General features: G+C 58.5%; 25 protein-coding genes and 1 tRNA gene. 6 read left to right on the top strand and 20 right to left on the bottom strand.

Going from position 1 to position 23,249, the window contains the following annotated elements; genetic code table 11:
- Positions 1–10 precede the first annotated feature (10 nt).
- From sctJ to ACKZ62_RS24720, 11 genes are all read right to left on the bottom strand, one after another.
- The gene (gene sctJ / locus ACKZ62_RS24770; RefSeq protein WP_032886108.1) at positions 11–811 is read right to left on the bottom strand and encodes a type III secretion system inner membrane ring lipoprotein SctJ; all 801 of its coding nucleotides are present in this window, start codon (positions 809–811) and stop codon (positions 11–13) included.
- Positions 812–816: 5 nt separating this feature from the next.
- Positions 817–1,185: an EscI/YscI/HrpB family type III secretion system inner rod protein gene (locus ACKZ62_RS24765; protein WP_122755557.1), complete on the bottom strand. Its 369-nt coding sequence runs from the start codon at positions 1,183–1,185 to the stop codon at positions 817–819.
- A gap of 541 nt (positions 1,186–1,726) precedes the next feature.
- Positions 1,727–2,650, bottom strand: a complete 924-nt coding sequence (locus tag ACKZ62_RS24760; protein ID WP_447095945.1) for a sigma 54-interacting transcriptional regulator — start codon at positions 2,648–2,650, stop codon at positions 1,727–1,729.
- Between the two features lie 303 nt (positions 2,651–2,953).
- Positions 2,954–4,054: a redox-regulated ATPase YchF gene (ychF, locus tag ACKZ62_RS24755; RefSeq protein ID WP_095183770.1), complete on the bottom strand. Its 1,101-nt coding sequence runs from the start codon at positions 4,052–4,054 to the stop codon at positions 2,954–2,956.
- A gap of 22 nt (positions 4,055–4,076) precedes the next feature.
- Positions 4,077–4,661 carry an aminoacyl-tRNA hydrolase gene (pth, locus tag ACKZ62_RS24750; RefSeq protein WP_447095944.1) on the bottom strand — a complete coding sequence of 195 codons (585 nt, stop codon included), beginning with the start codon at positions 4,659–4,661 and terminating at the stop codon, positions 4,077–4,079.
- Positions 4,662–4,828: 167 nt separating this feature from the next.
- Positions 4,829–5,434 (bottom strand): 50S ribosomal protein L25/general stress protein Ctc, encoded by a 606-nt coding sequence (locus ACKZ62_RS24745; protein ID WP_032886113.1) that lies wholly within the window; start codon positions 5,432–5,434, stop codon positions 4,829–4,831.
- Between the two features lie 138 nt (positions 5,435–5,572).
- A complete protein-coding gene (locus ACKZ62_RS24740) occupies positions 5,573–6,514 on the bottom strand; it encodes a ribose-phosphate pyrophosphokinase (RefSeq protein ID WP_003171603.1) in 942 nt (313 codons plus the stop codon).
- Between the two features lie 46 nt (positions 6,515–6,560).
- A tRNA-Gln gene (locus ACKZ62_RS24735) sits at positions 6,561–6,635 on the bottom strand.
- Between the two features lie 37 nt (positions 6,636–6,672).
- The gene (gene ispE / locus ACKZ62_RS24730) at positions 6,673–7,476 is read right to left on the bottom strand and encodes a 4-(cytidine 5'-diphospho)-2-C-methyl-D-erythritol kinase (RefSeq protein WP_185168227.1); all 804 of its coding nucleotides are present in this window, start codon (positions 7,474–7,476) and stop codon (positions 6,673–6,675) included.
- 49 nt (positions 7,477–7,525) lie between these two features.
- Entirely contained in the window at positions 7,526–8,143 is a 618-nt protein-coding gene (gene lolB / locus ACKZ62_RS24725) for a lipoprotein insertase outer membrane protein LolB (RefSeq protein ID WP_095183772.1), read from the bottom strand.
- Positions 8,144–8,147: 4 nt separating this feature from the next.
- Positions 8,148–9,872 carry a tetratricopeptide repeat protein gene (locus tag ACKZ62_RS24720; protein ID WP_447095943.1) on the bottom strand — a complete coding sequence of 575 codons (1,725 nt, stop codon included), beginning with the start codon at positions 9,870–9,872 and terminating at the stop codon, positions 8,148–8,150.
- 182 nt (positions 9,873–10,054) lie between these two features.
- Between ACKZ62_RS24720 and hemA the strand changes: the two genes are divergently transcribed.
- The 6 genes from hemA to ACKZ62_RS24690 all read left to right on the top strand — a co-directional run bounded on the left by hemA (position 10,055) and on the right by ACKZ62_RS24690 (position 15,420).
- Positions 10,055–11,344: a glutamyl-tRNA reductase gene (gene hemA, locus ACKZ62_RS24715; protein ID WP_032886119.1), complete on the top strand. Its 1,290-nt coding sequence runs from the start codon at positions 10,055–10,057 to the stop codon at positions 11,342–11,344.
- On the top strand, positions 11,341–12,423 hold the full coding sequence (gene prfA / locus ACKZ62_RS24710; RefSeq protein ID WP_032886121.1) for a peptide chain release factor 1: 1,083 nt from the start codon (positions 11,341–11,343) through the stop codon (positions 12,421–12,423). Before hemA ends, prfA begins: the two co-directional genes overlap by 4 nt.
- Entirely contained in the window at positions 12,424–13,254 is an 831-nt protein-coding gene (gene prmC, locus ACKZ62_RS24705; RefSeq protein ID WP_032886122.1) for a peptide chain release factor N(5)-glutamine methyltransferase, read from the top strand.
- Positions 13,248–14,003: a molybdopterin-synthase adenylyltransferase MoeB gene (locus ACKZ62_RS24700; RefSeq protein ID WP_339482452.1), complete on the top strand. Its 756-nt coding sequence runs from the start codon at positions 13,248–13,250 to the stop codon at positions 14,001–14,003. Before prmC ends, ACKZ62_RS24700 begins: the two co-directional genes overlap by 7 nt.
- Complete coding sequence (gene murI, locus ACKZ62_RS24695) at positions 13,996–14,790, top strand: glutamate racemase (RefSeq protein WP_032886124.1); 795 nt, start codon at positions 13,996–13,998, stop codon at positions 14,788–14,790. Before ACKZ62_RS24700 ends, murI begins: the two co-directional genes overlap by 8 nt.
- A 111-nt stretch (positions 14,791–14,901) precedes the next feature.
- Positions 14,902–15,420 carry an acyloxyacyl hydrolase gene (locus tag ACKZ62_RS24690; RefSeq protein WP_032886125.1) on the top strand — a complete coding sequence of 173 codons (519 nt, stop codon included), beginning with the start codon at positions 14,902–14,904 and terminating at the stop codon, positions 15,418–15,420.
- A 122-nt stretch (positions 15,421–15,542) separates the two neighbouring features.
- Here the strand turns inward: ACKZ62_RS24690 and ACKZ62_RS24685 are convergent, their stop codons facing one another.
- From ACKZ62_RS24685 to ACKZ62_RS24645, 9 genes are read right to left on the bottom strand one after another with little or no spacing between them, the layout of a single operon-like run.
- Complete coding sequence (locus ACKZ62_RS24685) at positions 15,543–15,848, bottom strand: YkgJ family cysteine cluster protein (protein WP_032886126.1); 306 nt, start codon at positions 15,846–15,848, stop codon at positions 15,543–15,545.
- 54 nt (positions 15,849–15,902) lie between these two features.
- Positions 15,903–16,382, bottom strand: coding sequence for a DUF2878 domain-containing protein (locus tag ACKZ62_RS24680; protein WP_447095942.1), 480 nt, complete (start codon positions 16,380–16,382; stop codon positions 15,903–15,905).
- Complete coding sequence (locus ACKZ62_RS24675) at positions 16,375–17,646, bottom strand: class I SAM-dependent methyltransferase (protein WP_447095941.1); 1,272 nt, start codon at positions 17,644–17,646, stop codon at positions 16,375–16,377. Before ACKZ62_RS24675 ends, ACKZ62_RS24680 begins: the two co-directional genes overlap by 8 nt.
- Complete coding sequence (locus ACKZ62_RS24670) at positions 17,633–18,442, bottom strand: DUF1365 domain-containing protein (protein WP_447095940.1); 810 nt, start codon at positions 18,440–18,442, stop codon at positions 17,633–17,635. Before ACKZ62_RS24670 ends, ACKZ62_RS24675 begins: the two co-directional genes overlap by 14 nt.
- Positions 18,439–19,686, bottom strand: a complete 1,248-nt coding sequence (locus ACKZ62_RS24665; protein WP_181642873.1) for an NAD(P)/FAD-dependent oxidoreductase — start codon at positions 19,684–19,686, stop codon at positions 18,439–18,441. The genes ACKZ62_RS24670 and ACKZ62_RS24665 overlap by 4 nt, the downstream gene beginning before the upstream one ends.
- The gene (locus ACKZ62_RS24660; RefSeq protein ID WP_032886135.1) at positions 19,683–20,465 is read right to left on the bottom strand and encodes an SDR family NAD(P)-dependent oxidoreductase; all 783 of its coding nucleotides are present in this window, start codon (positions 20,463–20,465) and stop codon (positions 19,683–19,685) included. The genes ACKZ62_RS24665 and ACKZ62_RS24660 overlap by 4 nt, the downstream gene beginning before the upstream one ends.
- A complete protein-coding gene (locus ACKZ62_RS24655; RefSeq protein ID WP_032886136.1) occupies positions 20,462–20,884 on the bottom strand; it encodes a nuclear transport factor 2 family protein in 423 nt (140 codons plus the stop codon). The genes ACKZ62_RS24660 and ACKZ62_RS24655 overlap by 4 nt, the downstream gene beginning before the upstream one ends.
- The gene (gene phrB, locus ACKZ62_RS24650) at positions 20,877–22,319 is read right to left on the bottom strand and encodes a deoxyribodipyrimidine photo-lyase (protein ID WP_122764711.1); all 1,443 of its coding nucleotides are present in this window, start codon (positions 22,317–22,319) and stop codon (positions 20,877–20,879) included. Before phrB ends, ACKZ62_RS24655 begins: the two co-directional genes overlap by 8 nt.
- Entirely contained in the window at positions 22,320–23,249 is a 930-nt protein-coding gene (locus ACKZ62_RS24645) for a MerR family transcriptional regulator (protein WP_095183779.1), read from the bottom strand.

Genomic DNA, 23,249 nt, shown 5'->3' with positions numbered 1-23,249 from the left:
GTGATCCAGCTCAGGTGTCATGAGAGGTGCCATCCTGTTCGTGGGCTATGCGCGGCTCTTGCGGAGGATGTTGGCGGCGGCTGAACAGGAATAGCCCGGCAACCAAGGAGGACGCCACGCCAAGCAGTACCGCGATAACACTGCCTCGCCAAAACCCAAGATCATCGCTTGGCACCAGGAAAGGGCCGAAATACACCAGCCGCTGCTGCTCCTGGTAGGTGGTGGCAGGTACAAAGATCACGCTGAGTTTTTGCAGGTTATCCACTGCAGTGGTCATGCCTGGAATGCTGCTCGCCACCATCCTGCGAACGCGCGCGCGAATATTATCGGGATCCAGTCGTGGGTCATGCTTAATGAATACTGACGCTGAAGCGGGCTGGACTGGTTCTCCCGGTGCGATGCGTTCGGGCAATACCACGTGCACCCGGGCAATAATTACCCCGTCAATGTTGGATAAGGTGGCTTCAAGCTCCTGGGATAAGGCGTAGATATAGCGTGCTCGTTCTTCCAGTGGAGTGGAAATAACCCCTTCCTTGCGAAAGGTATCGCCCAGCGTGGTTCGTGCCACTCTAGGTAATCCTGCGGCTTCCAATGTACGTACGGCACGCCCGATATCGGCGGTGTTAACCGCCACGACGACACCGTCTTTGGACGGGATTTTTTGGGCGCGAATATGTTTGTCTGCCAATTCCGCTACCACTTCATTGGCTTCTTGCTCAGAAAGCTGTCGATGAAGTTCAACGCGGTCGCTGCAACCGTTTAGCATGAATGCAAAAGTCAGAAGTAGGGCGGCAGGCAGGTATTTAGTCATGTTCACTATTGCAGGTTACAGATTTTGTCGATGCATTGGCTTGTCTTGCCAAGGCTCTTTACTAAAAGTTGGGTCGTTAGCGCTACATTAGAAAGTTCCTGCGGATACTCTCTGAACTTGTCAGCGTCCATTCCTTTACTTGATGATTTCAACGCGCGTGCAAGGCGATCTTTGGCATCTACGATGTGTTTTGATGGCTCTGTCAGCATGGCCAATACAGTATGGTTGGCGGAGGCAGGCGTTTTTGATATCGAACCTTCGAGCATTGAGGTGAAGAAACCAACATCCGTACTAGAAGCTGAAGGTTCCCGTGTGACGCCCGTGTTGCTGTGAAGTTTGTTTGGCGTTGAAAAGTCAAATGCTTCTATCTGCATATAGGGCCTGCGGTGAGGTGTCTGAAGCAGGTTCTTGATAATGGCTGATGCCGCATTTATTACATCGACTCATATGACAACCTCCCCGGCTAATGAGCCAGGGAGGTAATCATGTTACGAGCGAATTTCTTTAGCCGCGGCGTACAAGCCCGAAATCATCTTTGATTTCAAACTTTCTTGGAACGTAAGCTCGGCGACTTCCTCTGCGCGTTCAGAAGCGGAACGGGAACCACTGCCACTCTGTACTCCATCGAGTTCACTGGACATCATGCTGTTGCCGTATGCGTATCCACCGTATGAACTGCTACCGGATATACCATTCATAATAAGACTCCGATTTGGATATTTTGAACGTTGATTCACGTGTCGTGAGCCAAGCCCTGATGTCTGGAACTTTTTGTAACTTGAACCAGGCTTTGAATATGTGGCTCGCAACGCTAAAGCGTTCCTGATATGTCTATGGCTAGATATTTCTGGATGATTGGAGTGCTGAGGGTAGAAGCATGGCACCCTTACTGAGTCTTTAATGAGCTCTGTGTCCTCAAGCCAATGAGATGTTCAATTGTTTCATCCTGTAGTACAGCGTGCGCTTCGCAATACCCAACTCAATCGCCACGGTATCCACGCAGTAGAGATGGCGGCACAAGGACTCTTCAATCAATGCCCTTTCAATGTGCTGCAGGCGTGCCTTAAGGTTCATTTGGTTATCCTGCAACTGGCTCGACGACGTCGAAAGCGGTGGCAGGCCCAGCACGAATCTTTTGGCCGTCGAGCGTAGTTCACGAACATTGCCTAGCCAGGGGTGGCACAGCAGCTGTTGCAACAGCCCACCAGGCGGTGGCGGGGCATCGCATTTGAACTGGGCAGCTTCTTGTTGGATCATTTCCAGAAACAGCGGGATGATGCGTTCTCGCCTATCGCGCAGCGGCGGGAGCTGGATGTTGACGACATTCAGGCGAAAGTACAGGTCACGCCTGAAAGTGCCGTGCTCGACCATCTGATAAAGCGAATGCTGTGCGGACGCAATGACACGCATGTCCACCGGGATAAAACGGGTTGAGCCCAAGCGCTCCACCCCACGCGACTCCAGCACTCGTAGCAGTTTGGCTTGCAAGCACAATGGCATGCTGTCGATTTCGTCGAGGTACAGGGTACCTAGATGGGCGGCTTCGACAAATCCGGCCCGTGATTGCATTGCCCCGGTATAAGCACCGCTGTTGACTCCGAACAATTGGCTTTCTGCGAGGCTTTCAGGAATAGCTGCGCAGTTCACGGCAACAAAATTACCCCGTCGTCCCGATAAGCGATGAACCCGTTGTGCCAATGTATCTTTGCCAGTACCGGTTTCCCCCAGTAGTAAAATGTCAATGTTGAGGGATGCCGTACTGTTAAGTGTGTTTTCAATATCCGGGCCATCATTGAGTAAGATGGTCGATTCATTTTCCCCATTAGAGTGGGCCGGCATTAACTGGGCGCTCCATTGTTGCGAGTGTTTCACTGTTTAACGGCGTTATCCAGACGCCGATCGCTAAAGTGAAGCGTATAAGGATTATGATGTGCGCTTAAAGCGGGTATGTACTGCAATGGTGTAGGAAAACATCGTTGGTTATAGCTATTTAGTTGTTTGAGTGTTGTTGTATCTATAAGCCTGGGAAGTGAGTAGGGGGAATCTGATAATTGAGCGTGGGTGTTTTCTTTGTATGAGTTTTAATCGTCGCCCACAAAAAAGCCGATGCATTGCATCGGCTTTTTTATTTGCGGCGGCTGCTTACACGTTAAAGCGGAAGTGCATCACGTCGCCATCCTTGACGATATATTCCTTACCTTCCAGGCGCCACTTACCGGCTTCCTTGGCACCGGCTTCACCTTTGAATTGGATGAAGTCGTTGTAGGCGATCACTTCTGCGCGGATAAAGCCTTTTTCAAAGTCGGTGTGGATCACGCCAGCAGCTTGTGGCGCGGTGGCGCCGACCTTGACGGTCCAAGCGCGGACTTCTTCGACACCAGCGGTGAAGTAAGTCTGCAGGTTGAGCATTTCGTAGCCGGCGCGGATCACGCGGTTCAGACCTGGTTCTTCCAGGCCCAGGGCCTCGAGGAACATGTCTTTTTCTTCGCCGTCATCAAGCTCGGCGATTTCCGCTTCGATCTTGTTGCAAACCGGCACCACGATGGCGCCTTCTTCGTCGGCGATGGCCTTGACCACGTCGAGCAACGGGTTGTTCTCGAAACCGTCTTCAGCCACGTTGGCGATGTACATCACTGGCTTGGTGGTCAGCAGGTGGAAGCCCTTGATCACGGCCTTCTCGTCAGCGCCCATGCTTTTCATCAGGCTGCGTGCCGGCTTGCCCTCGGTGAAGTGCGCGATCAACTGTTCCAACAGGCCTTTCTGGACCACGGCGTCTTTGTCGCCTCCCTTGGCGTTGCGCGCGACTTTCTGCAGTTGCTTCTCGCAGCTGTCGAGGTCAGCGAAGATCAATTCCAAGTCAATGATCTCGATGTCGCGTTTCGGGTCGACGCTATTGGAGACGTGAATCACGTTCTCGTCTTCAAAGCAGCGGACCACGTGGGCGATGGCATCGGTTTCGCGGATGTTGGCCAGGAACTTGTTGCCCAGGCCTTCACCTTTCGATGCGCCGGCTACCAGGCCTGCGATGTCGACGAACTCCATGGTGGTCGGCAGTACACGCTTCGGATTGACGATCGCTGCCAGAGCGTCCAGGCGTGTATCCGGCATCGGCACGATACCGCTGTTAGGCTCGATGGTGCAGAAGGGGAAGTTCTCCGCCGCAATACCGGACTTGGTCAAAGCGTTGAACAAGGTGGATTTGCCGACGTTGGGCAGGCCGACGATGCCGCAATTGAATCCCATGGTGTTTCCCCTCGGAAAAAAGTCAGGCCTTCTGGCTGTGCAGGTTTTTCATCGCGCGGTTCCATTCACCGGCGAAGATATCCGGCAGCACGCCGAGGGCAAAGTCGATGCTGGCATCGAGTTTTTCCTGTTCGGCGCGTGGCGCACGACCCAGGACGAAATTTGAAACCATACTCGCAACGCCTGGGTGGCCAATGCCGAGCCGCAGACGGTAAAAATTATTCTGATTACCCAACTGCGCGATGATGTCGCGCAGGCCGTTGTGCCCGCCGTGCCCGCCGCCAAGCTTGAGCTTGGCTACGCCGGGTGGCAGATCCAGTTCGTCATGGGCCACCAGGATTTCTTCGGGTTTGATTCGAAAGAAGCCCGCAAGCGCCGCAACAGCTTGGCCGCTGCGGTTCATGTAGGTGGTGGGAATCAGCAGACGAACATCCTGACCCTGGTGCGAAAAGCGCCCGGTCATGCCAAAATATTTGCGATCGGCCGCCAGGTTTACACCTTGGGCATGGGCGATACGCTCAACAAAAAGGGCCCCCGCGTTATGCCGGGTCTGTTCGTATTCGGCGCCTGGATTTCCCAGGCCAACGATCAGTTTAATGGCAGTCACGACAGGGGCCCTTCCTTTGGAGTTGTGGATAACATCGCCTGACCGGAGTGCGGCGAAAGTGGACGACAGGAGCTCACTTATCCAGAGATAAACTTCGCGTTATCGCCCGCTTTCTCGCTACGTTTCGGTCCGCGATGTTTCCTCAAGCTCCGATGCCGCAGAGAGCATTACTCTGCAGCGGTTTCGCCTGCTTCATCTTCTGCTACAACACGTGGCGCGTGGACGTTGGCAACAGCCTTGTCGTCGTTGTGAGCCAGTGCAACGAACTCAACTCCTTTAGGGGCCTTGAGGTCGGACAGGTGAATGATGGTGCCGATTTCAGCAGCCGACAGGTCGACTTCGATGAACTCAGGCAGATCTTTCGGCAGGCAGCTTACTTCCAGCTCGGTAGTGGTGTGGGAAACAACGCCACCTTTCTTGACCGGAGCTTCTTCACCAACAAAGTGCACAGGCACGATAGCGGTCAGTTTCTGGCCGGCTACGACACGTACGAAGTCAGCGTGCAGGACGTGACCCTTGGATGGGTGACGTTGCAGAGCTTTGATGATGACGTTTTGCTTTTTGCCGCCAACGTTCAGTTCGATAACGTGGCTGTAGGCAGCATCGTTCTCGAGCAGTTTGGCAACTTCTTTAGCCAGCATGCTGATGGATTCAGGGGCTTTTTCGCCACCGTAAACTACAGCTGGAACCAGGCTTGCGAGACGACGCAGGCGGCGGCTCGCACCTTTCCCCAGGTCGGAACGCACTTCAGCATTCAGAGTAAAATCGTTCATGTTGTATCTCCAAAATAACCACATTCGCCCCAGCGTTTGCGACCAGCGCTAAAGGCGATATGGGCAAAAAAGCCCCGCCCCAGCAGAATGCTGGGGCGGGGCGCTTTTCGTCAGTGAGGTGATCCGAAGGTTTGACCCTTAGCGGAACATCGCGCTGATCGATTCTTCATTGCTGATGCGGCGAACCGCTTCGGCAACTACCGGTGCGATATCCAGTTGACGGATACGCGCACAGGCTTGTGCAGCAGCGGACAACGGGATGGTGTTAGTCACCACCAGTTCGTCCAGCACAGAGTTCTCGATGTTCTCGATCGCGCGGCCCGACAGCACAGGGTGTGTGCAGTAGGCGAACACTTTTGCAGCACCGTGCTCTTTCAAGGCTTTCGCCGCGTGGCACAGGGTGCCGGCGGTGTCGACCATGTCATCAACCAGAATACAGGTACGCCCTTCGACATCACCGATGATATGCATCACTTCAGAGTGATTGGCTTTCTCGCGGCGTTTGTCGATGATCCCGAGATCAACGCCCAGGGATTTGGCAACAGCCCGTGCACGCACGACGCCACCAATGTCCGGGGACACGATCATCAGGTTTTCAAAGCGCTGGTCTTCGATATCGTCCACCAATACTGGCGAGCCGTAGATGTTATCTACTGGAATATCGAAGAACCCCTGGATTTGGTCAGCGTGCAGGTCAACCGTAAGAACACGATCGATACCTACCACGGTGAGCATGTCAGCAACGACTTTCGCACTGATAGCCACACGTGCGGAACGCGGACGGCGATCCTGACGGGCATAACCAAAATAAGGGATTACAGCTGTGATTCGAGTCGCTGAGGAGCGGCGGAAGGCATCAGCCATCACGACGAGTTCCATCAGGTTATCGTTGGTCGGAGCGCAGGTCGGCTGAATAATGAATACGTCTTTACCGCGGACGTTTTCATTGATCTCGGCTGTAATTTCGCCGTCGGAAAATTTACCGACAGAGATGTCACCGAGAGGGATATGCAGCTGACGTACGACACGTCGAGCCAGATCGGGGTTGGCGTTCCCCGTAAAGACCATCATCTTGGACACGCGCAGTACCTAGAGGCTGAGGGTAACCTGGATGAGTATTAGAAAATGGCAGGGGCGGCTGGATTCGAACCAACGCATGGCAGGATCAAAACCTGCTGCCTTACCGCTTGGCGACGCCCCTGTATCTGTTGCAACGAGTACCCAGTACTCGGTTCCTTTTAGAGCAGACTTTGCAGCTTGCGATGCAACATCGAAACGTTGCTTCCCTTTGCTACAAACCCTGTAAGGGTCTCTGTAAGAAGGGCCGAGACTTTATCAGCTTCAGCTTTGTTTGGGAAGCCCCCAAACACACAACTTCCAGTTCCGGTTAATTTTGCTTCGGTAAATTTACCTAACAAATTCAAAGCGTTACGTACCTCTGGATAACGCCTTGCTACAACCGGTAAGCAGTCATTTCGACTGTTTCCCTTGGGAACGGGGCGCACTTTAATGGGAGAAGAGTTACGTGTCAACAACGGATCTGAAAAAATTTCTGCTGTACTTACAGATACTTGCGGCACAAGCACGACATACCACGGCTCTTCCGGGTATTCCGGGGTGAGTTTCTCCCCTACACCCTCAGCAAAAGCGGCGTGTCCGTGCACGAAAACCGGGACGTCGGCCCCCAGCGTAAGGCCCAGCGCTGCTAAGCGATCATGGTCCCAACCGAGTTGCCATAAGTGATTCAAGCCCAGCAATGTCGTCGCGGCATTTGAGCTGCCACCACCGATTCCGCCGCCCATGGGCAAAATTTTATCGATCCAGATATCGATGCCCAACGAACAACCGGATTGTTCCTGAAGTTTTTTTGCTGCCCTCACGATGAGGTTGCTGTCGTGGGGCACGCCTTCGAATTCGGTGTGCAGTTGAATCACGCCGTCGTCGCGTACGGCGAAGGTGAGTTCATCGCCGTAGTCGAGAAATTGGAAAAGCGTCTGCAGCTCGTGATAGCCGTCTTCACGACGACCGAGAATGTGCAGCATCAGATTGAGTTTTGCGGGGGAGGGCAGGGTCAGTTTTTCTACAGTCACGTTATTGCCCCAGCTTGCGCGGTTGCCAGTCCTTGATCACCAGCGTGACGTCAAGGTCAGTGCCATGCAGCTTGATACGCTCCGGCAGCCAGTAACCGCCCTGTTCGGTATAGCTGAGGTATTCGACCTGCCAGCCATCCTGCTCCAGCGAGGCGAGGCGGCTGTCGCCATTAAGGCTCAGTCGACTCTTGCTATCTGGCGCGGGCAAGCCACGCACCCACCACACCAGGTGCGATACGGGCAGCTTCCAGCCAATCTGTTCTTCAAGCAGCGCTTCCGGCGAAGTCGCTTCATAGCGACCTTGGTTGGCCACTTCGAGGCTGACCTGACCCGGGCGACCCGTCAGGCGAGCGGCACCACGGCCCAGCGGGCCCGACAAACGAATGTCGTAGTAGTCCTGGCGTTGCAGCCAGAACAACGTGCCGCTGCCCGAGTCCTTGGGTGCGCGAACCCCGACTTTGCCTTCGATCTGCCAGCCATCGATGCTGCTGAGCTGATCCTTATGCTGTTTCCATTGCGCCGGGTTGCCCTGGCCTTCAACGGATTCACGGGTGCCTACACCCGCGCAACCGGCGAGCAGGGCAATAAGACTGAACACTACAACGTGGCGCAAGAACATAAGCTTAAAGGGTCTCGGATCCGGTCAGGCGCTTGATGGTGCCGCGCAGGATGGGGCTTTCGGGTTGTTCCTTGAGGAATTTTTCCCAGATTTGACGTGCTTCGCGCTGCTTGCCGTTGGCCCACAGCACTTCACCCAGGTGCGCCGCGACTTCCTGATCGGGGAAGCGCTCCAGCGCTTGGCGCAGCAAGCGTTCGGCCTCATCCAGGTTGCCCAGGCGGTAATTCACCCAGCCTAGGCTGTCGAGTACGGCCGGGTCTTCCGGGTTGAGTTGGTGCGCTTGTTCGATTAGCACCTTGGCTTCGTCGTAGCGCGTGGTGCGGTCAGACAAGGTGTAGCCCAGGGCGTTGAGAGCCATGGCGTTGTCGGGGTCGCGCTTGATGATCAGGCGAAGGTCTTTTTCCATCTGCGCCAGGTCATTGCGTTTTTCCGCCTGCATGGCACGGGTGTACAGCAGGTTCAAATCGTCGGGGAATTGCAACAAGGCTTGTTGCAGCAGTTTCCAGGCGCGCTCGCCCTGATTGTTGGCCGACAAGGTCTCGGCCTGGATCAGGTACAGCTGGATCGCGTAGTCCGGCTCGGCATCGCGGGCCGCGGTCAGGCGTTTTTCCGCCTCATCAGTGCGCCCGTTACTCATCAGGATGTCGGCCTGGCGCAACTGGGCGGGCAGGTAGTCGTTGCCGGGGCCAACCTGAGCGTATTCGAGCAGGGCAGCTTGTGGGTCGTTGCGTTCTTCCGCGATACGGCCCAGGTTCAAGTGTGCGGAGTCCACATGGCTTTCACGCTCGATCAGTTCTTCCAGATAGCCCTTGGCCTCATCCCAGGCCTTGGCCTCCAGGCATACCAACGCCAGTGAGTAACGCAGCTCATCGTCGTCCGGGTATTGCTGGACCAGATTGGCGAACTGCACTTTGGCGTCCTCCATACGGTCCTGCTCAACCAGCATGCGCGCATAGGTCAATCGCAGGCGTTTGTCGTCCGGGTACTTCTTGATGCTTTTTTCCAGCATCGGAATGGCTTCCTTGCCGCGATTGAGATTTTGCAGCAGGCGTGCACGCAGCAGGATCGGCGCAATCTCGCCATCGTCCGGCGGGTTCTGTTCCAGCAGCTTTAGCGCGGCGTCAGGCTCGTCGTCTTGTTGCAGCAACAGGGCCTTGCCGAAAATCAGTTGGCTGTTCTTGGGATGCTTTTGAAGCAGGCGGTCGAAACTCTTCATCAGGCCATTGCGCGTGTCCTGGTCGGTGTCGGCAGCCGACAGCGCGAGGAAGTCGAAATGGGTATCACCCTTGCCTTGCAGGACTTTCTCCATATAGACCATGGAGTCGTCATAGCGCCCGGCCCGCGCCAGTTGAATGGCTGCGGCACGTTGCGCCTCCAGATCGTCCGGTGCGTTTTTTGCCCAGATCAGCGAGGTATCCAGCGCAGCCTGATCGGCTCCCAGATACTCGGCGATGCGAAATGCGCGTTCGGAGATGCCTGGATCCTGGGTGTTGATGGCCTGGGTCACATAGTTATCCAGCGCAATATCGAAGCGATTGCGCTGGCCAGCCAGTTCCGCACTCAGCAGGCTGAACACCGTTTCTTCACTGAACGAGGAATAAACCTTGGGCTTTTCAGGGGCGGGGGTGCTGTCTTCTACCGGCGGCGTACCGTCCGACGACACGGGGGCCAAGGCCTGGCAGCCGCTGAGGAAGACAAAAGCAAGGAGCAACGCGGAGGATCTATTCATATAGGAAGAGGACGACTAACCTGCGGTCGGATCATCATGACACAAGCCTTCGGCCAAACATAACCGAGTCTCAGTTGATGCCTTTATAGACACAAGGCATTAGGACAATAGACGACGGTGGTTGTTCTGAATCTTTCGAAGTAGGACAATTGTCGGCTTCCCGACATCATCAGCGATATTGAATGGCCTTCCTCGCACTCGGTATTAACCACAAGACTGCCTCCGTAGACGTGCGCGAGCGCGTGGCGTTTACGCCAGAGCAGTTGGTTGAGGCCTTGCAGCAGCTCTGCCGGCTCACCGACAGCCGCGAAGCTGCGATCCTTTCGACCTGCAATCGCAGCGAGCTTTATATAGAGCAGGAACATCTTTCAGCGGATGTCGTCCTGCGCTGGCTGGCCGATTACCACCATTTGAGCCTCGACGACCTGCGCGCATGCGCTTATGTGCACGAAGAGGATGCGGCAGTTCGTCACATGATGCGTGTGGCCGCGGGTCTCGATTCGCTGGTGTTGGGCGAGCCGCAGATTCTGGGCCAGATGAAGTCCGCCTACGCCGTGGCGCGTGAGGCCGGTACCGTTGGTCCGTTGCTGGGTCGGCTGTTTCAGGCCACGTTCAATTCCGCCAAGCAAGTGCGCACTGATACAGCCATCGGCGAAAACCCGGTGTCCGTGGCATTTGCCGCCGTCAGCCTGGCCAAACAGATTTTCAGCGACTTGCAGCGCAGCCAGGCCTTGCTGATTGGCGCCGGCGAGACCATCACCCTGGTCGCCCGTCATCTGCATGACCTGGGCGTAAAGCGCATCGTGGTCGCCAACCGCACCCTGGAGCGGGCCAGCATCCTCGCCGAACAATTCGGTGCCCACGCCGTGCTGCTGGCGGATATTCCGGCTGAATTGGTGCGCAGCGATATCGTCATCAGCTCCACTGCCAGCCAATTGCCGATTCTGGGCAAAGGCGCGGTGGAAAGTGCGCTGAAGCTGCGCAAGCATAAACCGATTTTCATGGTGGATATCGCCGTTCCCCGGGATATCGAGCCCGAAGTCGGCGAGTTGGACGACGTTTACCTCTATAGCGTCGACGATCTGCACGAAGTGGTCGCCGAAAATCTCAAGAGTCGCCAAGGGGCTGCTCAGGCTGCCGAGGAGATGGTCAGCACCGGTGCCGAAGATTTTATGGTGCGCCTGCGTGAACTGGCGGCGGTGGATGTGCTCAAGGCGTATCGTCAGCAGGGCGAACGCCTGCGCGACGAGGAGCTGCTCAAGGCCCAGCGTTTGCTGGCCAACGGCGGTAGCGCTGAAGAGGTGCTGATGCAACTGGCCCGTGGGTTGACCAACAAGTTACTCCACGCCCCCAGCGTGCAGCTTAAAAAATTGACTGCCGAAGGCCGCCTCGATGCGCTGGCCATGGCCCAGGAACTCTTTGCCCTCGGTGAGGGCGCGTCAGATAGCTCTTCGGATAAAAAATCGCAATGAAAGCGTCACTGCTCAATAAACTGGACGTGCTCCAGGACCGTTTCGAAGAACTGACCGCCTTGCTCGGCGATGGCGAAGTCATCTCCGATCAGACCAAATTCCGTACCTATTCCAAGGAATACGCGGAAGTTGAGCCGATCGTAAGCACCTACGGGCAATGGCTGAAGACCCAAGCCGACCTTGAAGGCGCCCAGGCGCTGCTCAAGGACAGCGACCCGGACATGCGCGAAATGGCCGTCGAAGAAGTCCGCGAAGCCAAGGACAAGCTGATCGCGCTGGAAGGCGACCTGCAACGCATGCTGCTGCCCAAGGATCCCAACGACGGACGCAACGTGTTCCTCGAAATCCGCGCCGGCACCGGTGGTGACGAGGCGGCGATTTTCTCTGGCGACCTCTTCCGCATGTATTCGCGCTATGCCGAGCGACGTGGCTGGCGTGTGGAGATCCTGTCCGAGAACGAGGGCGAGCACGGCGGCTATAAAGAAGTCATCGCGCGGGTTGAAGGCGAGAATGTCTACGGCAAGCTGAAGTTCGAATCCGGCGCGCACCGCGTACAACGTGTACCAGCGACCGAATCCCAAGGCCGTATCCACACCTCCGCGTGCACCGTGGCCGTACTGCCTGAGCCTGACGAGCAGGAAGCCATCGAGATCAACCCCGCGGACTTGCGCGTGGACACTTACCGCTCGTCGGGTGCCGGGGGGCAGCACGTCAACAAGACCGACTCGGCGATCCGCATCACCCACTTGCCGTCGGGCATCGTGGTGGAATGCCAGGAAGAGCGTTCCCAGCACAAGAACCGTGCACGGGCCATGTCCTGGTTGTCGGCCAAACTCAACGACCAGCAAACCAGTGCCGCCGCCAATGCGATTGCCAGTGAGCGCAAGTTGCTGGTGGGTTCGGGCGACCGTTCAGAGCGCATTCGCACCTACAACTTTGCCCAGGGCCGGGTCACCGACCACCGGGTCAACCTCACCCTGTACTCCCTCGACGAGATTCTCGCCGGTGGCGTCGATGCGGTGATCGAGCCCTTGCTCGCCGAATACCAGGCCGATCAACTGGCCGCGATAGGTGAATAAATGACCATCATCGCCAGCCTGCTGCGTGCCGCTGATTTGCCAGACTCGCCCACTGCGCGCCTGGATGTGGAATTGTTGCTGGCGGCTGCCCTGGGCAAATCCCGCAGCTACCTGCACACCTGGCCGGAAAAAATCGTCAGCAGCGAAGACGCTCTGACCTTTGCCGACTATCTCCAGCGCCGCCGCGGGGGTGAGCCGGTCGCTTATATTCTCGGCCAGCAAGGCTTCTGGAAGCTGGACCTGGAGGTCGCGCCTCACACGCTGATCCCGCGTCCGGAAACCGAACTGCTGGTGGAGGCGGCCCTGGAATTACTGCCGGCCACGCCAGCCAAGGTTCTCGACCTCGGCACCGGCAGCGGCGCCATCGCCCTGGCCCTGGCCAGTGAGCGCCCGGCCTGGCAAGTCACGGCCGTCGACCGTGTGCTTGAGGCCGTGGCCCTGGCCGAACGCAACCGCCAGCGTCTTCACCTGAATAACGCCACAGTGCTGAGCAGTCATTGGTTCAGCTCACTGCAAGGTCGCAGCTACGATCTGATCATCAGTAATCCGCCTTATATCGCCGACAACGACCCGCATCTGGTCGCAGGCGATGTACGTTTCGAACCGGCCAGTGCGCTGGTGGCGGGCCATGATGGTTTGGACGACTTGCGGTTGATCATCAACGAGGCGCCGGCCCACCTGAATGCGGGTGGCTGGCTGCTGCTCGAACACGGTTACGATCAGGCCTTGGCCGTACGTGATCTGTTGCTGAGCCAGGGTTTTGACGAAGTGCATAGCCGTCTCGACCTCGGTGGTCACGAACGCATCACCCTGGGACGTCGCCCGTGCTGACTGATCAGGAGCTGTTGCGCTATAGCCGACAGATTCTGTTGCAACATGTCGACATCGAGGGCCAATTACGCCTGAAAAACAGCCGTGCTCTGATCGTCGGGCTCGGTGGCCTGGGCGCGCCGGTGGCGCTGTATCTGGCCGCTGCGGGCGTGGGCGAGCTGCATTTGGCCGACTTCGACACCGTCGACCTGACCAACCTGCAACGCCAGATCATCCATGACACCGACAGCGTTGGGCAGACCAAGGTCGACTCGGCGCTGCGCCGCCTGACCGCCATCAACCCTGAAATCACGTTGGTTGCCCATCGCACCGCGCTGGACGCCGACTCCCTGGCGGCCGCAGTGGCGGCGGTAGACGTGGTGCTCGATTGCAGCGACAACTTCTCCACACGCGAAGCGGTCAACGCCGCCTGCGTCGTCGCAGCCAAGCCATTGATCAGCGGCGCGGCAATTCGGCTTGAAGGCCAATTGTCTGTATTCGACCCGCGTCTCGCCGAAAGCCCGTGTTACCACTGTTTATACGGGCATGGCAGCGACACCGAGCTTACGTGCAGCGAAGCGGGGGTGGTCGGGCCGTTGGTAGGGCTGGTCGGTAGCCTGCAAGCCTTGGAAGCCTTGAAGCTGCTGGCCGGTTTTGGTGAACCGCTGGTGGGCCGCTTGTTATTGATTGATGCCTTGACCACGCGCTTTCGTGAATTGCGGGTCAAGCGTGATCCCGGTTGCAGTGTCTGTGGGACGCAACATGGTTAAGGACGCGCCGATCGGTGTGTTCGATTCCGGGGTCGGCGGCTTGTCGGTGCTGGATGAAATCCAGCAACTGTTGCCCCACGAATCGCTGCTGTACGTGGCCGATTGCGGACATATCCCCTATGGCGAGAAAACCCCCGAATTTATTCGTGAGCGTTCACGGCGGGTCGCTGAGTTTTTCCGCGAACGGGGCGCCAAGGCGTTCGTGATCGCTTGCAATACCGCGACCGTCGCCGCCGTAGCCGACTTGCGCCAGGACTATCCCGATTGGCCGCTGGTGGGCATGGAACCCGCCGTCAAACCTGCGGCTGCCGCCACGCGCAGTGGCGTGGTCGGTGTGCTGGCCACCACCGGTACTTTGCAAAGTGCCAAGTTCGCCGCGTTGCTCGACCGTTTCGCCACCGATGTGCAGGTGATCACCCAGCCGTGCCCGGGCCTGGTGGAGCTGATTGAAACGGGTGATCTGCACAGCCCGGCCCTGCGTCAGTTGTTGCAGGGCTACATCGAGCCGCTGCTAAGCGCCGGTTGCGACACCCTCATCCTCGGTTGCACCCACTATCCCTTCCTCAAGCCGCTACTGGCGCAGATGCTGCCCCCCAGCATCATCCTCATCGACACCGGCGCCGCCGTGGCTCGCCAGCTCAAGCGTTTATTGGGCGAGCGCGACCTGCTTGCCCACGGTGATCCTGAGCCTGCGCAGTTCTGGACCAGCGGTGATGTGTATCACCTAAGAAATATCCTACCGACACTGTGGAAATATTCCGGAGTTGTGCGAAGCTTTGGCGCGTGAAAATTTCGTGAAATATCGCCATTAGACGCTGAACTTCTGGCACTGCGTAGGCTTCTATAGCCAGATTGCTTGTACAAAACCATATAACTTCGTTCGGAAAGGATGTTTCTTATGAAGCGCTTGTTCTGTTTGGCTGCGATTGCGGCCGCTGTGGTGGGACACTCTTTTTCGGCGCAGGCCGCCGGGCTTGAGTTTGGCCTGGGGGCCACCAGTGATTCGACGCTCACCTATCGATTGGGGCTGACGTCGGATTGGGACAAGAGTTGGATGCAAAGTGATGTCGGTCGCCTGACCGGCTATTGGAGCGGCGCCTATACCTATTGGGAAGGTGATGACCGTGCAGGCGCCAGCAGCCTGTCGTTCTCGCCTGTCTTTGTGTATGAATTTGCCGGTCAGTCGGTCAAGCCCTACATCGAAGCCGGGATCGGCGTGGCGGTGTTCTCCCGTACCAAACTGGAGGACAACAACATCGGCCAGGCTTTCCAGTTCGAAGACCGCTTGGGTTTCGGCCTGCGCTTCACCGGTGGGCATGAAGTGGGCATTCGCGCCACGCACTACTCCAATGCCGGGATCAGCAGCAATAACGACGGTGTAGAAAGCTACTCACTGCACTACACGATGCCGCTGTAATTCAAAACCTTGTGGGAGGGGGCTTGCCCCGATGGCGGAGTGTCAGTCGCGGAATTTTCCAACTGATCCACCACTATCGGGGTCAAGCCCCCTTCCACATTGAGGTCGTCACTGGCCTTAGATCAGCGGTACGCCGTGGCGATTCCTTCGCGTTCGGTCAGGCACTCCGGTGCGCCCATCTCGAATTCCCGACAAATCAGCGGCCGACGCTCATAAATCGTGCACATCATCGTGTCCCGATCCAGCGCCGCGCACCAGCCGTCGTCCAGGCGCAGCATCACTTCGCCGCCCCAGTCGTCGGTGTCTATATAGCGCTCCGGCACGCCGGTATCGGTGATCAACATGACTTCCAGCTGGCAGCAGCAGGCCGCGCACGTCGAGCAGGTGACGGTGGGCTCAGTGATTTGGGTGTGGGGGATGTTGGTCATAGGCGAGCAGTGTAAGGCAAGCCGGTCATTTACGTATGAATGCTCTGACGGACGTCAGCGTGCCAGCCGGTGCAGCCCGACAAAAAGCACTGCCCAAAGCACGGCCAGGCCGGCCATTGTAGGGCCCAGGCCATAGCCAAATTGAACATCGGTCAATTGGCTCCCCGCGTAGTAGGACAACGGCCCGCCCATCCCGCCCAGCAGTGCGGCACGCCACCACGGCCGCGCACTCCAGGCCAGGCAATGGCGCAGGGTGGTCGCCAGCAATGCCCATAGCAGCATCAACCAGAACGGAATCAATGGCCCCGGCTCGCTGAACTGGAAAACCCCTACGGCGCGCAACAGCGTGTCCACTGCGGTGCCCACCAGCATCACGCTGATGATCAGTACACCGTCCTTGGCCCACTCACTTATCCACAGCAGGTGAACGGCCAGCACCGCCAGGCCAACCAGCAGCCACAGGCTGTCGCCGCCCAGCACACAGGCAAACCAGCCGCACTGGAACAGCGCGGCATTGGCCAGGGTTTTAAGCATTGAAGCGCCCGAGCAACGGCGGGTTGATGGCTGCCGGTTTGGCCAGCAGCAATTGCGCGGTGCCGATGGTGCGCTCCATAAAGCCACCTTCGCAGTAGCAGAGGTAAAACTCCCACAACCGCAAAAAGTATTCGTCATAGCCCAGCTCCGTCAGACGGCCGTGGGCGCGGCGAAAGTTCTCATGCCACAGGCGCAAGGTTCGCGCGTAGTGCAGACCAAAGTCTTCCATGTGCAGCAGGTTCATATCGGTGTCGCGGCTGACGATCTGCAGCATGTTCTGCACACTGGGCAGGGCGCCGCCGGGGAAAATGTAGCGCTGGATAAAGTCCACGCTGTTCTTGGCCTGCTCAAACCGTTGCTCACGGATCGTGATGGCCTGCAGCAGCATCAGCCCATCGCTCTTGAGCAAATGCGCGCACTGTTTGAAGTAGGTGGGCAGAAAGCGATGGCCCACGGCTTCGATCATCTCGATGGACACCAGCTTGTCGTATTGGCCGTTGAGGTCGCGATAGTCGCTCAGCAGCAGCGTGACCTGGCCTTGCAAACCGAGGGTTTCGATGCGTTTTTCGGTGTAGGCGAATTGCTCCTTGGACAAGGTCGTGGTGGTGACCTTGCAGCCATAGTGTTGCGCCGCGTATAGCGCCATGCTGCCCCAACCGGTGCCGATTTCCAGCAGGTGGTCGGTGGGTTTGAGCGCGAGTTTCTGGCAGATGCGTTCAAGCTTATTCAGTTGCGCCTGTTCCAGGGTGTCGTCGTCGCTCAGAAATTGCGCCGCCGAATACATCATGGTCGGGTCGAGGAATTCTTCGAACAGGTCATTGCCAAGGTCGTAGTGCGCGGCGATGTTTTTCTGCGAGCCCTTGCGCGTATTGCGGTTGAGCCAGTGCAGACCTTGAGTGAACGGGCGTGCCAGCCGCGCCAGGCCACCTTCCATGGCGTCGAGCACGTCCAGGTTGCTGACCATCACACGTACCACCGCGGTCAGGTCCGGACTGCTCCAATAACCGTGAATAAACGCCTCGCCGGCGCCGATGGAACCGTTGGCCGCCACCAGGCCCCACACCGCAGGGTCGAGGATCTGGATTTCCCCCAGCAAGTGCGCTTCCCGTGCGCCGAACACTTGCCGTTCGCCGTCCTCGATCACCACCAATTGGCCATGGCGCAATTGGCTGAGTTGGCGCAGTACGCCCTTGCGCAGCAGCGCACTGGTCACGCCGTTGACGTTCAGGCGGCTGGTCTTGACCGATAAGCTAGGGGATTTCATGGCGGCGATCCTTGGTATACCCGACTGCTGTACGAGAGGCGCCATCGGCGGCCCGGTGGGGAAAAATCGGTGTGCGTTTAAGAAACAGGCGTATCGCCTGCCAGTAAATGGCCAGGCAAGTCTTGGCGGTCATCCACGGAAATCGCCACAAGTAGCGATGCAGGCTGGCGCGGGTCAGCGCTTCCTTTTGCAGGCTCAAGGTGGCGTCGAAGACTTTCAGCTCGCCCTGCCAGTCGGCCATGTGCACGCCGAGCCTGTCTGCGGGCGGGCTGAAGCTCATGCGGTATTCCAGGTCGCGAGGCAGGAACGGCGACACATGGAAGGCCTTGGCCACCGCGAAATGCTGGTGCTCATCAGCGCCCAGGGCTTGGGCCGGCAGTACGTAGTGGTAGCGCTCGCGCCACGGGGTGTTGGTCACTTCACACAAGATCGCGGCCAGTTGCCCATCGGCCTCGAAACAGTAGAAGAAACTCACGGGATTAAAAGCCAGGCCCCAACTGCGGGCCTGGGTCAGTAGGCAGATAACGCCCTGAGGCGTATGCCCCAGAGCCTTGCCGACTTCCTGGCGCACGGCATCGCTCAAGCTCATGCCGTGACGCGTGAATTCACGCAGATAGTCCTGCTGACGAAAGCCGAAGGGCGCCAGGCGACTTGGTCCGGCCAACGGTGACAGCCCGAGGACGTGGTCTTGTTCGCTCAAATCCAGGTACAGCAGGCCGATGCGGTAGCGAAAGGCATGGGCCTTGGGCGCAAACCGTCGATGGGCAATCCAGCCGCTGTACAGGGCGCTGTTCACAGGGTTTCCCCAAAGGCCTGGGCCACGCGCAGCGCACTGACCACGCCGTCTTCGTGGAAACCATTGGCCCAATAGGCGCCGCAATAAAACGTGTTGCGAACGCCGGCCAGTTCTTCCCAGCGGTTTTGCGCGGCCACTGCCGCCAGGCTGTATTGCGGATGCGCGTAGGTGAAGCGCGCGAGGATCTTCAGCGGGTTGATCATCGGCGTCTGGTTGAGGCTGACGCAAAAGGTGGTGGCGCTGTCGATGCCTTGCAGGATGTTCATGTCATAGGTGACGGCGGCCTGAGTCTGGATGTTACCGCTCAGCCGGTAATTCCAACTGGCCCAGGCCAGTTTGCGGTCGGGCAGCAGGCGCGTGTCGGTGTGCAAAACCACGTCGTTGTCGGCGTAGGGCAGGGCACCGAGAATCTCTTGTTCGGCCTGGCTTGGGTCGGCGAGCAATGCCAGCGCCTGGTCGCTATGACAGGCGAATACCACCCGATCAAATGCCTCGCTGCCGGCAGGACTGTGGATAACTACGCCTTGCTCGGTGCGCTCGACGTTATGCACAGGGCTGTTGAGGCGGATCTGCTCGCGAAAGCCGCGGGTCAGCGGTTCGATATAGCTGCTGGATCCACCTTCGATCACACACCACTGCGGCCGGTTGTTCACCGACAGCAAGCCGTGGTTCTTGAAGAAGCGCACAAAGAATTGCAGCGGAAAACTCAGCATGTCCGCCAGGGACATCGACCAGATCGCCGCACCCATCGGCACGATGTAGTGCCGCACAAAGCGCTCGCCGTAGCCGCCGGCCGTGAGGTAATCGCCCAAGGTCATCTCGGCACTGATGCGTTGCTCCTGCAGGTCCAGCGGTGCCTGGCGGTTGAACCGCAGGATGTCGCGCAACATGCCCCAGAAGCCCGGCGACAGGATATTGCGGCGCTGGGCGAACAGGCTGTTGAGGTTATTGCCGTTGTATTCGAACCGGGTTTTTTCGTCACACACCGAAAAGCTCATTTCGGTGGGTTTGAACGAGACACCGATCTGCCCCAGCAAGCGGATGAAGTTGGGGTAGGTCCAGTCGTTGAACACGATGAAGCCGGTATCCACTGCGTAGCTTTTGCCGTCGACGCTGACGTTGACCGTATGGGTATGCCCGCCGATACGGTCGCCCGCTTCGAACACGGTGACTTCGTGACTGCGGCTAAGCAGGTAGGCGCTGGTCAGGCCAGCAATGCCGCTGCCGATAATGGCGATCTTCACAGGTCGTCCTTTTTCGGTGGCGGGCTGCGCAGCATGCGTTTGCCGATGATCAATTGCGCGCGATTAGGCAGTTTCGACAGCGGCCACAGGGTGGCGATAAACAAGGCCGGGAAGGCGATTTCCAGTGGGCGTTTGTCCAGCTTGGAGAATATATGCCGAGCAGCCTTGTCGGCCGGCCAGCTCAGGGGCATCGGGAAGTCATTGCGCTCGGTCAGTGGTGTATCGACGAAGCCCGGGCTGATCACGGTGACATCGATATTTTCCGGCGACAGGCTGATGCGCAGGGACTCGAACAGATAACGCAGGCCGGCCTTGGACGCGCCATAGGCTTCTGCGCGGGGCATCGGCAGGTAGGTCACGGCGCTGGCAACGCCCACCAGATGCGGTGCACGCCCGACACGCAACAACGGCAGGGCCGCTTCGATGCAATAACTGCTGGCCAGCAGGTTGGTGCGCACCACATGCTCGATGATCGATGAATCAAACTGCTTGGCGTCGACATATTCACAGGTGCCGGCGTTAAGGATCACGGTGTCGAGCGAGCCCCAGACGTCACCGATGTGCTCGCCAATTTCGCGCACGGTCTGGCTGTTGGTCAGGTCACCGGCCACCACCAACACTTGGCCGGGGTAGCGTAGAGCCAGCGCATCCAGCGGTGCCTGGGTGCGAGAACTCAAGGCGACATGGGCGCCGCTGTTAAGCAGCTCCACGGCCAAGGCGGCGCCTATCCCACTGCTGGCACCGGTCAGCCAATAACGACGTGGCGACACTGCGTTCATCCCACTCTCCTTTTGAGCCAACTGACGACTCTGCCCAGCACGGGCAGGTGCTCGTAGAGCATTGCGCCGGCATCGAAGTAATCGCGGTGGCGGTACACCTTGTCACGCCACATCAGGTGCGAGCATCCTTCCACCCGGATGACTTGGCCGTTGGCCAGGCGCGGGTGGCAAAAACTCATTTTCCAGCGCAGGTAGCCTTCGCCTTCGGCCACTTGGTCGAAACCGTGGAAGTCGAAGCGCAGTTGGCTGACGTTGCTGTACAACTCGGCGAAATAACTGTGCAACGCGGTCAGCCCATGGACCTCGTGCAGCGGGTCGGTAAAGGCAATGTCCTTGCTGTACAGGCTGTCGAGCAGGTGCAGGTTGTGCTTGTCCAGCGTGGCGAAGGTTTGGGCGAAGCGTTGCAGGAAGTCACTCATGTTCGACGACCGATTGACGTGAAGGCAGGCTACGGAAGGCGGCCAGGGCGCGCTCGCGGGACTTCTTCAAGTCGACAATCGAGCGCGGATAATCTGCCACGCCAAACAGACCACCGGCGGCTTCGGGGTTATGCACTTCCTTTTTATTCAGTGCGGCCAATTCCGGCAGCCAGTGCTTGATGAACACGCCTTCGCTGTCGAATTTTTCTGACTGGCTCAGCGGGCTGAAAATCCGGAAGTAGGGCGCCGAGTCGGTACCGGTGGACGAGCTCCACTGCCAGCCACCGTTATTGGCGGCCAAGTCGCCGTCGATCAGGTGACGCATGAAGAAGCGCTCGCCTTCACGCCAGTCGATCAGCAGGTTTTTGGTCAGGAACATTGCCACTACCATGCGCAGGCGGTTGTGCATCCAGCCGGTTTCCAGCAATTGACGCATGGCGGCGTCGATGATCGGCAGGCCAGTGCGAGCTTCTTGCCAGGCTGCCAGATCCTTGGGCGCATCACGCCAGGCCACGTCCTCGGTCTCGGGGCGGAACGCACGGTGACGGGACACCCGTGGGTAGCCCACCAGAATGTGTTTATAGAACTCACGCCAGAGCAGTTCGTTGATCCAGGTGATGGCGCCGATGTCGCCACTTTCGAATTCGCCTTGGTTGCTCTGCAACGCTGCATGCAGGCACTGGCGCGGCGAAACCACGCCGGCAGCGAGGTAGGCCGACAGCTGGCTGGTACCGGGCTTGGCGGGGAAGTCGCGCTCGTCTTTGTAGTAGCTGATCTGCTGGTCGGCGAATGCATCCAGGCGCCGCCGGGCTTCGTCCTCACCGGCTGGCCATAGGGCACGCAGGGTGTCGCTGGGCGGCTCGAAGCCTGCTACGGTGGTCGGCACCGGATCGCTTTTAAGGTCGAGTTTGGCCTGGGCCTTTGGCGTGGGCACTAACTGTGGAAGCGCGCTGTGCAGCCGTGTGTAGCAGACCTTGCGGAACTGACTGAAGACCTGGAAGTAGGTGCCGGTCTTGGTCAGCACACTGCCCGGTTGGAAGAACAATTGATCAAGGTAACTGTGGAAGGTCACGCCCTCGGCTTCCAGCGCCTGGGCCACGGCGGCGTCACGACGGCTTTCATGAATGCCGTACTCCTCGTTGACGTGCAGCGATTGCGCCGACAGGTCCCGGCACAGTTCGCTGAGCACGCTGGGCGCCTGGTCCCAGGTGGCAGCTGTGCGGATCAGCAGGGGAATGTTCAGCTCGCCTAAGTCTTTGCTCAAGTGCTGCAGGTTGCGCAGCCAGAAGTCGACCTTGCACGGAGCATCATCGTGGGCCAGCCATTGCTCAGGCGTGATCAGGTACACGGCGGCAACCGGGCCTCGCTGGGTCGCGGCGGCCAAGGCGGTGTTGTCGTGTAGGCGCAGGTCGGTGCGCAGCCAGATCAAGTGCATTTAAATAAGTCCACGCTGTATCAGTAGCTGGTGGGCCGACAACACATCTTCGGCCACGAATAATTCAGGAGTGTCATGGGTTAATACGGCTAACTCCGCCTGATGGATGCAGACCGTTGGTCCGACGAGCAGCGTCGGGCGACTGACGCCCGTGAGCAGCTTGGTCAGGCCCGGCAGGTGCAGGGCTTTGCTTGAATACAGCAGGACCGCGCGCGGTTGCAGGTGCTCGACTGCAAGGGCCAGCTCGCCGGCGGGCAGCGGCCAGTCAAACACTTCCACGGGGCAGTCGGCGCTGCTGGCCAGCCAGGCGCTGAGCCACAAATGCGGCTCCAGGGGCAGGTCGGACTGGTTAATCAGCAGCAGCGGCGCACCGTGCAACTGGCGATTGTTGTGGTAGATGCGCGCACCGAACTTGCTGCGCAGCCAGGACAGGAAAAATACCCGCTCCATCTGCGCGCCGAACTGGCCCTGCCAACGCTGCTCCAGCTCCTTGATCAGCGGCAGTAGCAGTTGCTCACACAGGGTGCGCGGCGGGTACAGCGCCATGGCCTGGTTGAAGGCATCGTCGACCCGGCGTTCGGTCAGTTCGCTGATGGCCTGTACCAAGGTCTGGCGCAGGGTGTGCCATTCATTCTGCGACGTATCGGTGTTGGCCTGGGCAGAGTCGATCAGGTGCTTCACCTGGCTGACCGGCACGCCGCGATTGAGCCAGGTGAGGATGGCGTGGATGCGTTGTACATGGTCGGCGCTGAACAGCCGATGGCCCTTGGGTGTGCGCTGGGGCACGATCAGGCCATAGCGACGCTCCCAGGCGCGCAGGGTCACAGCGTTGACGCCGGTCTGGCGCGCCACTTCGCGGATCGGCAGCCAGCCGTCTTCCAGGGCTTGAGCGATGTCTTCGCCGGGTTCGTCTTGCAGGGCAGCTTTCAT

Source organism: Pseudomonas sivasensis, assembly GCF_052938085.1.
This window is presented reverse-complemented; position numbering and strand designations above follow the sequence as displayed.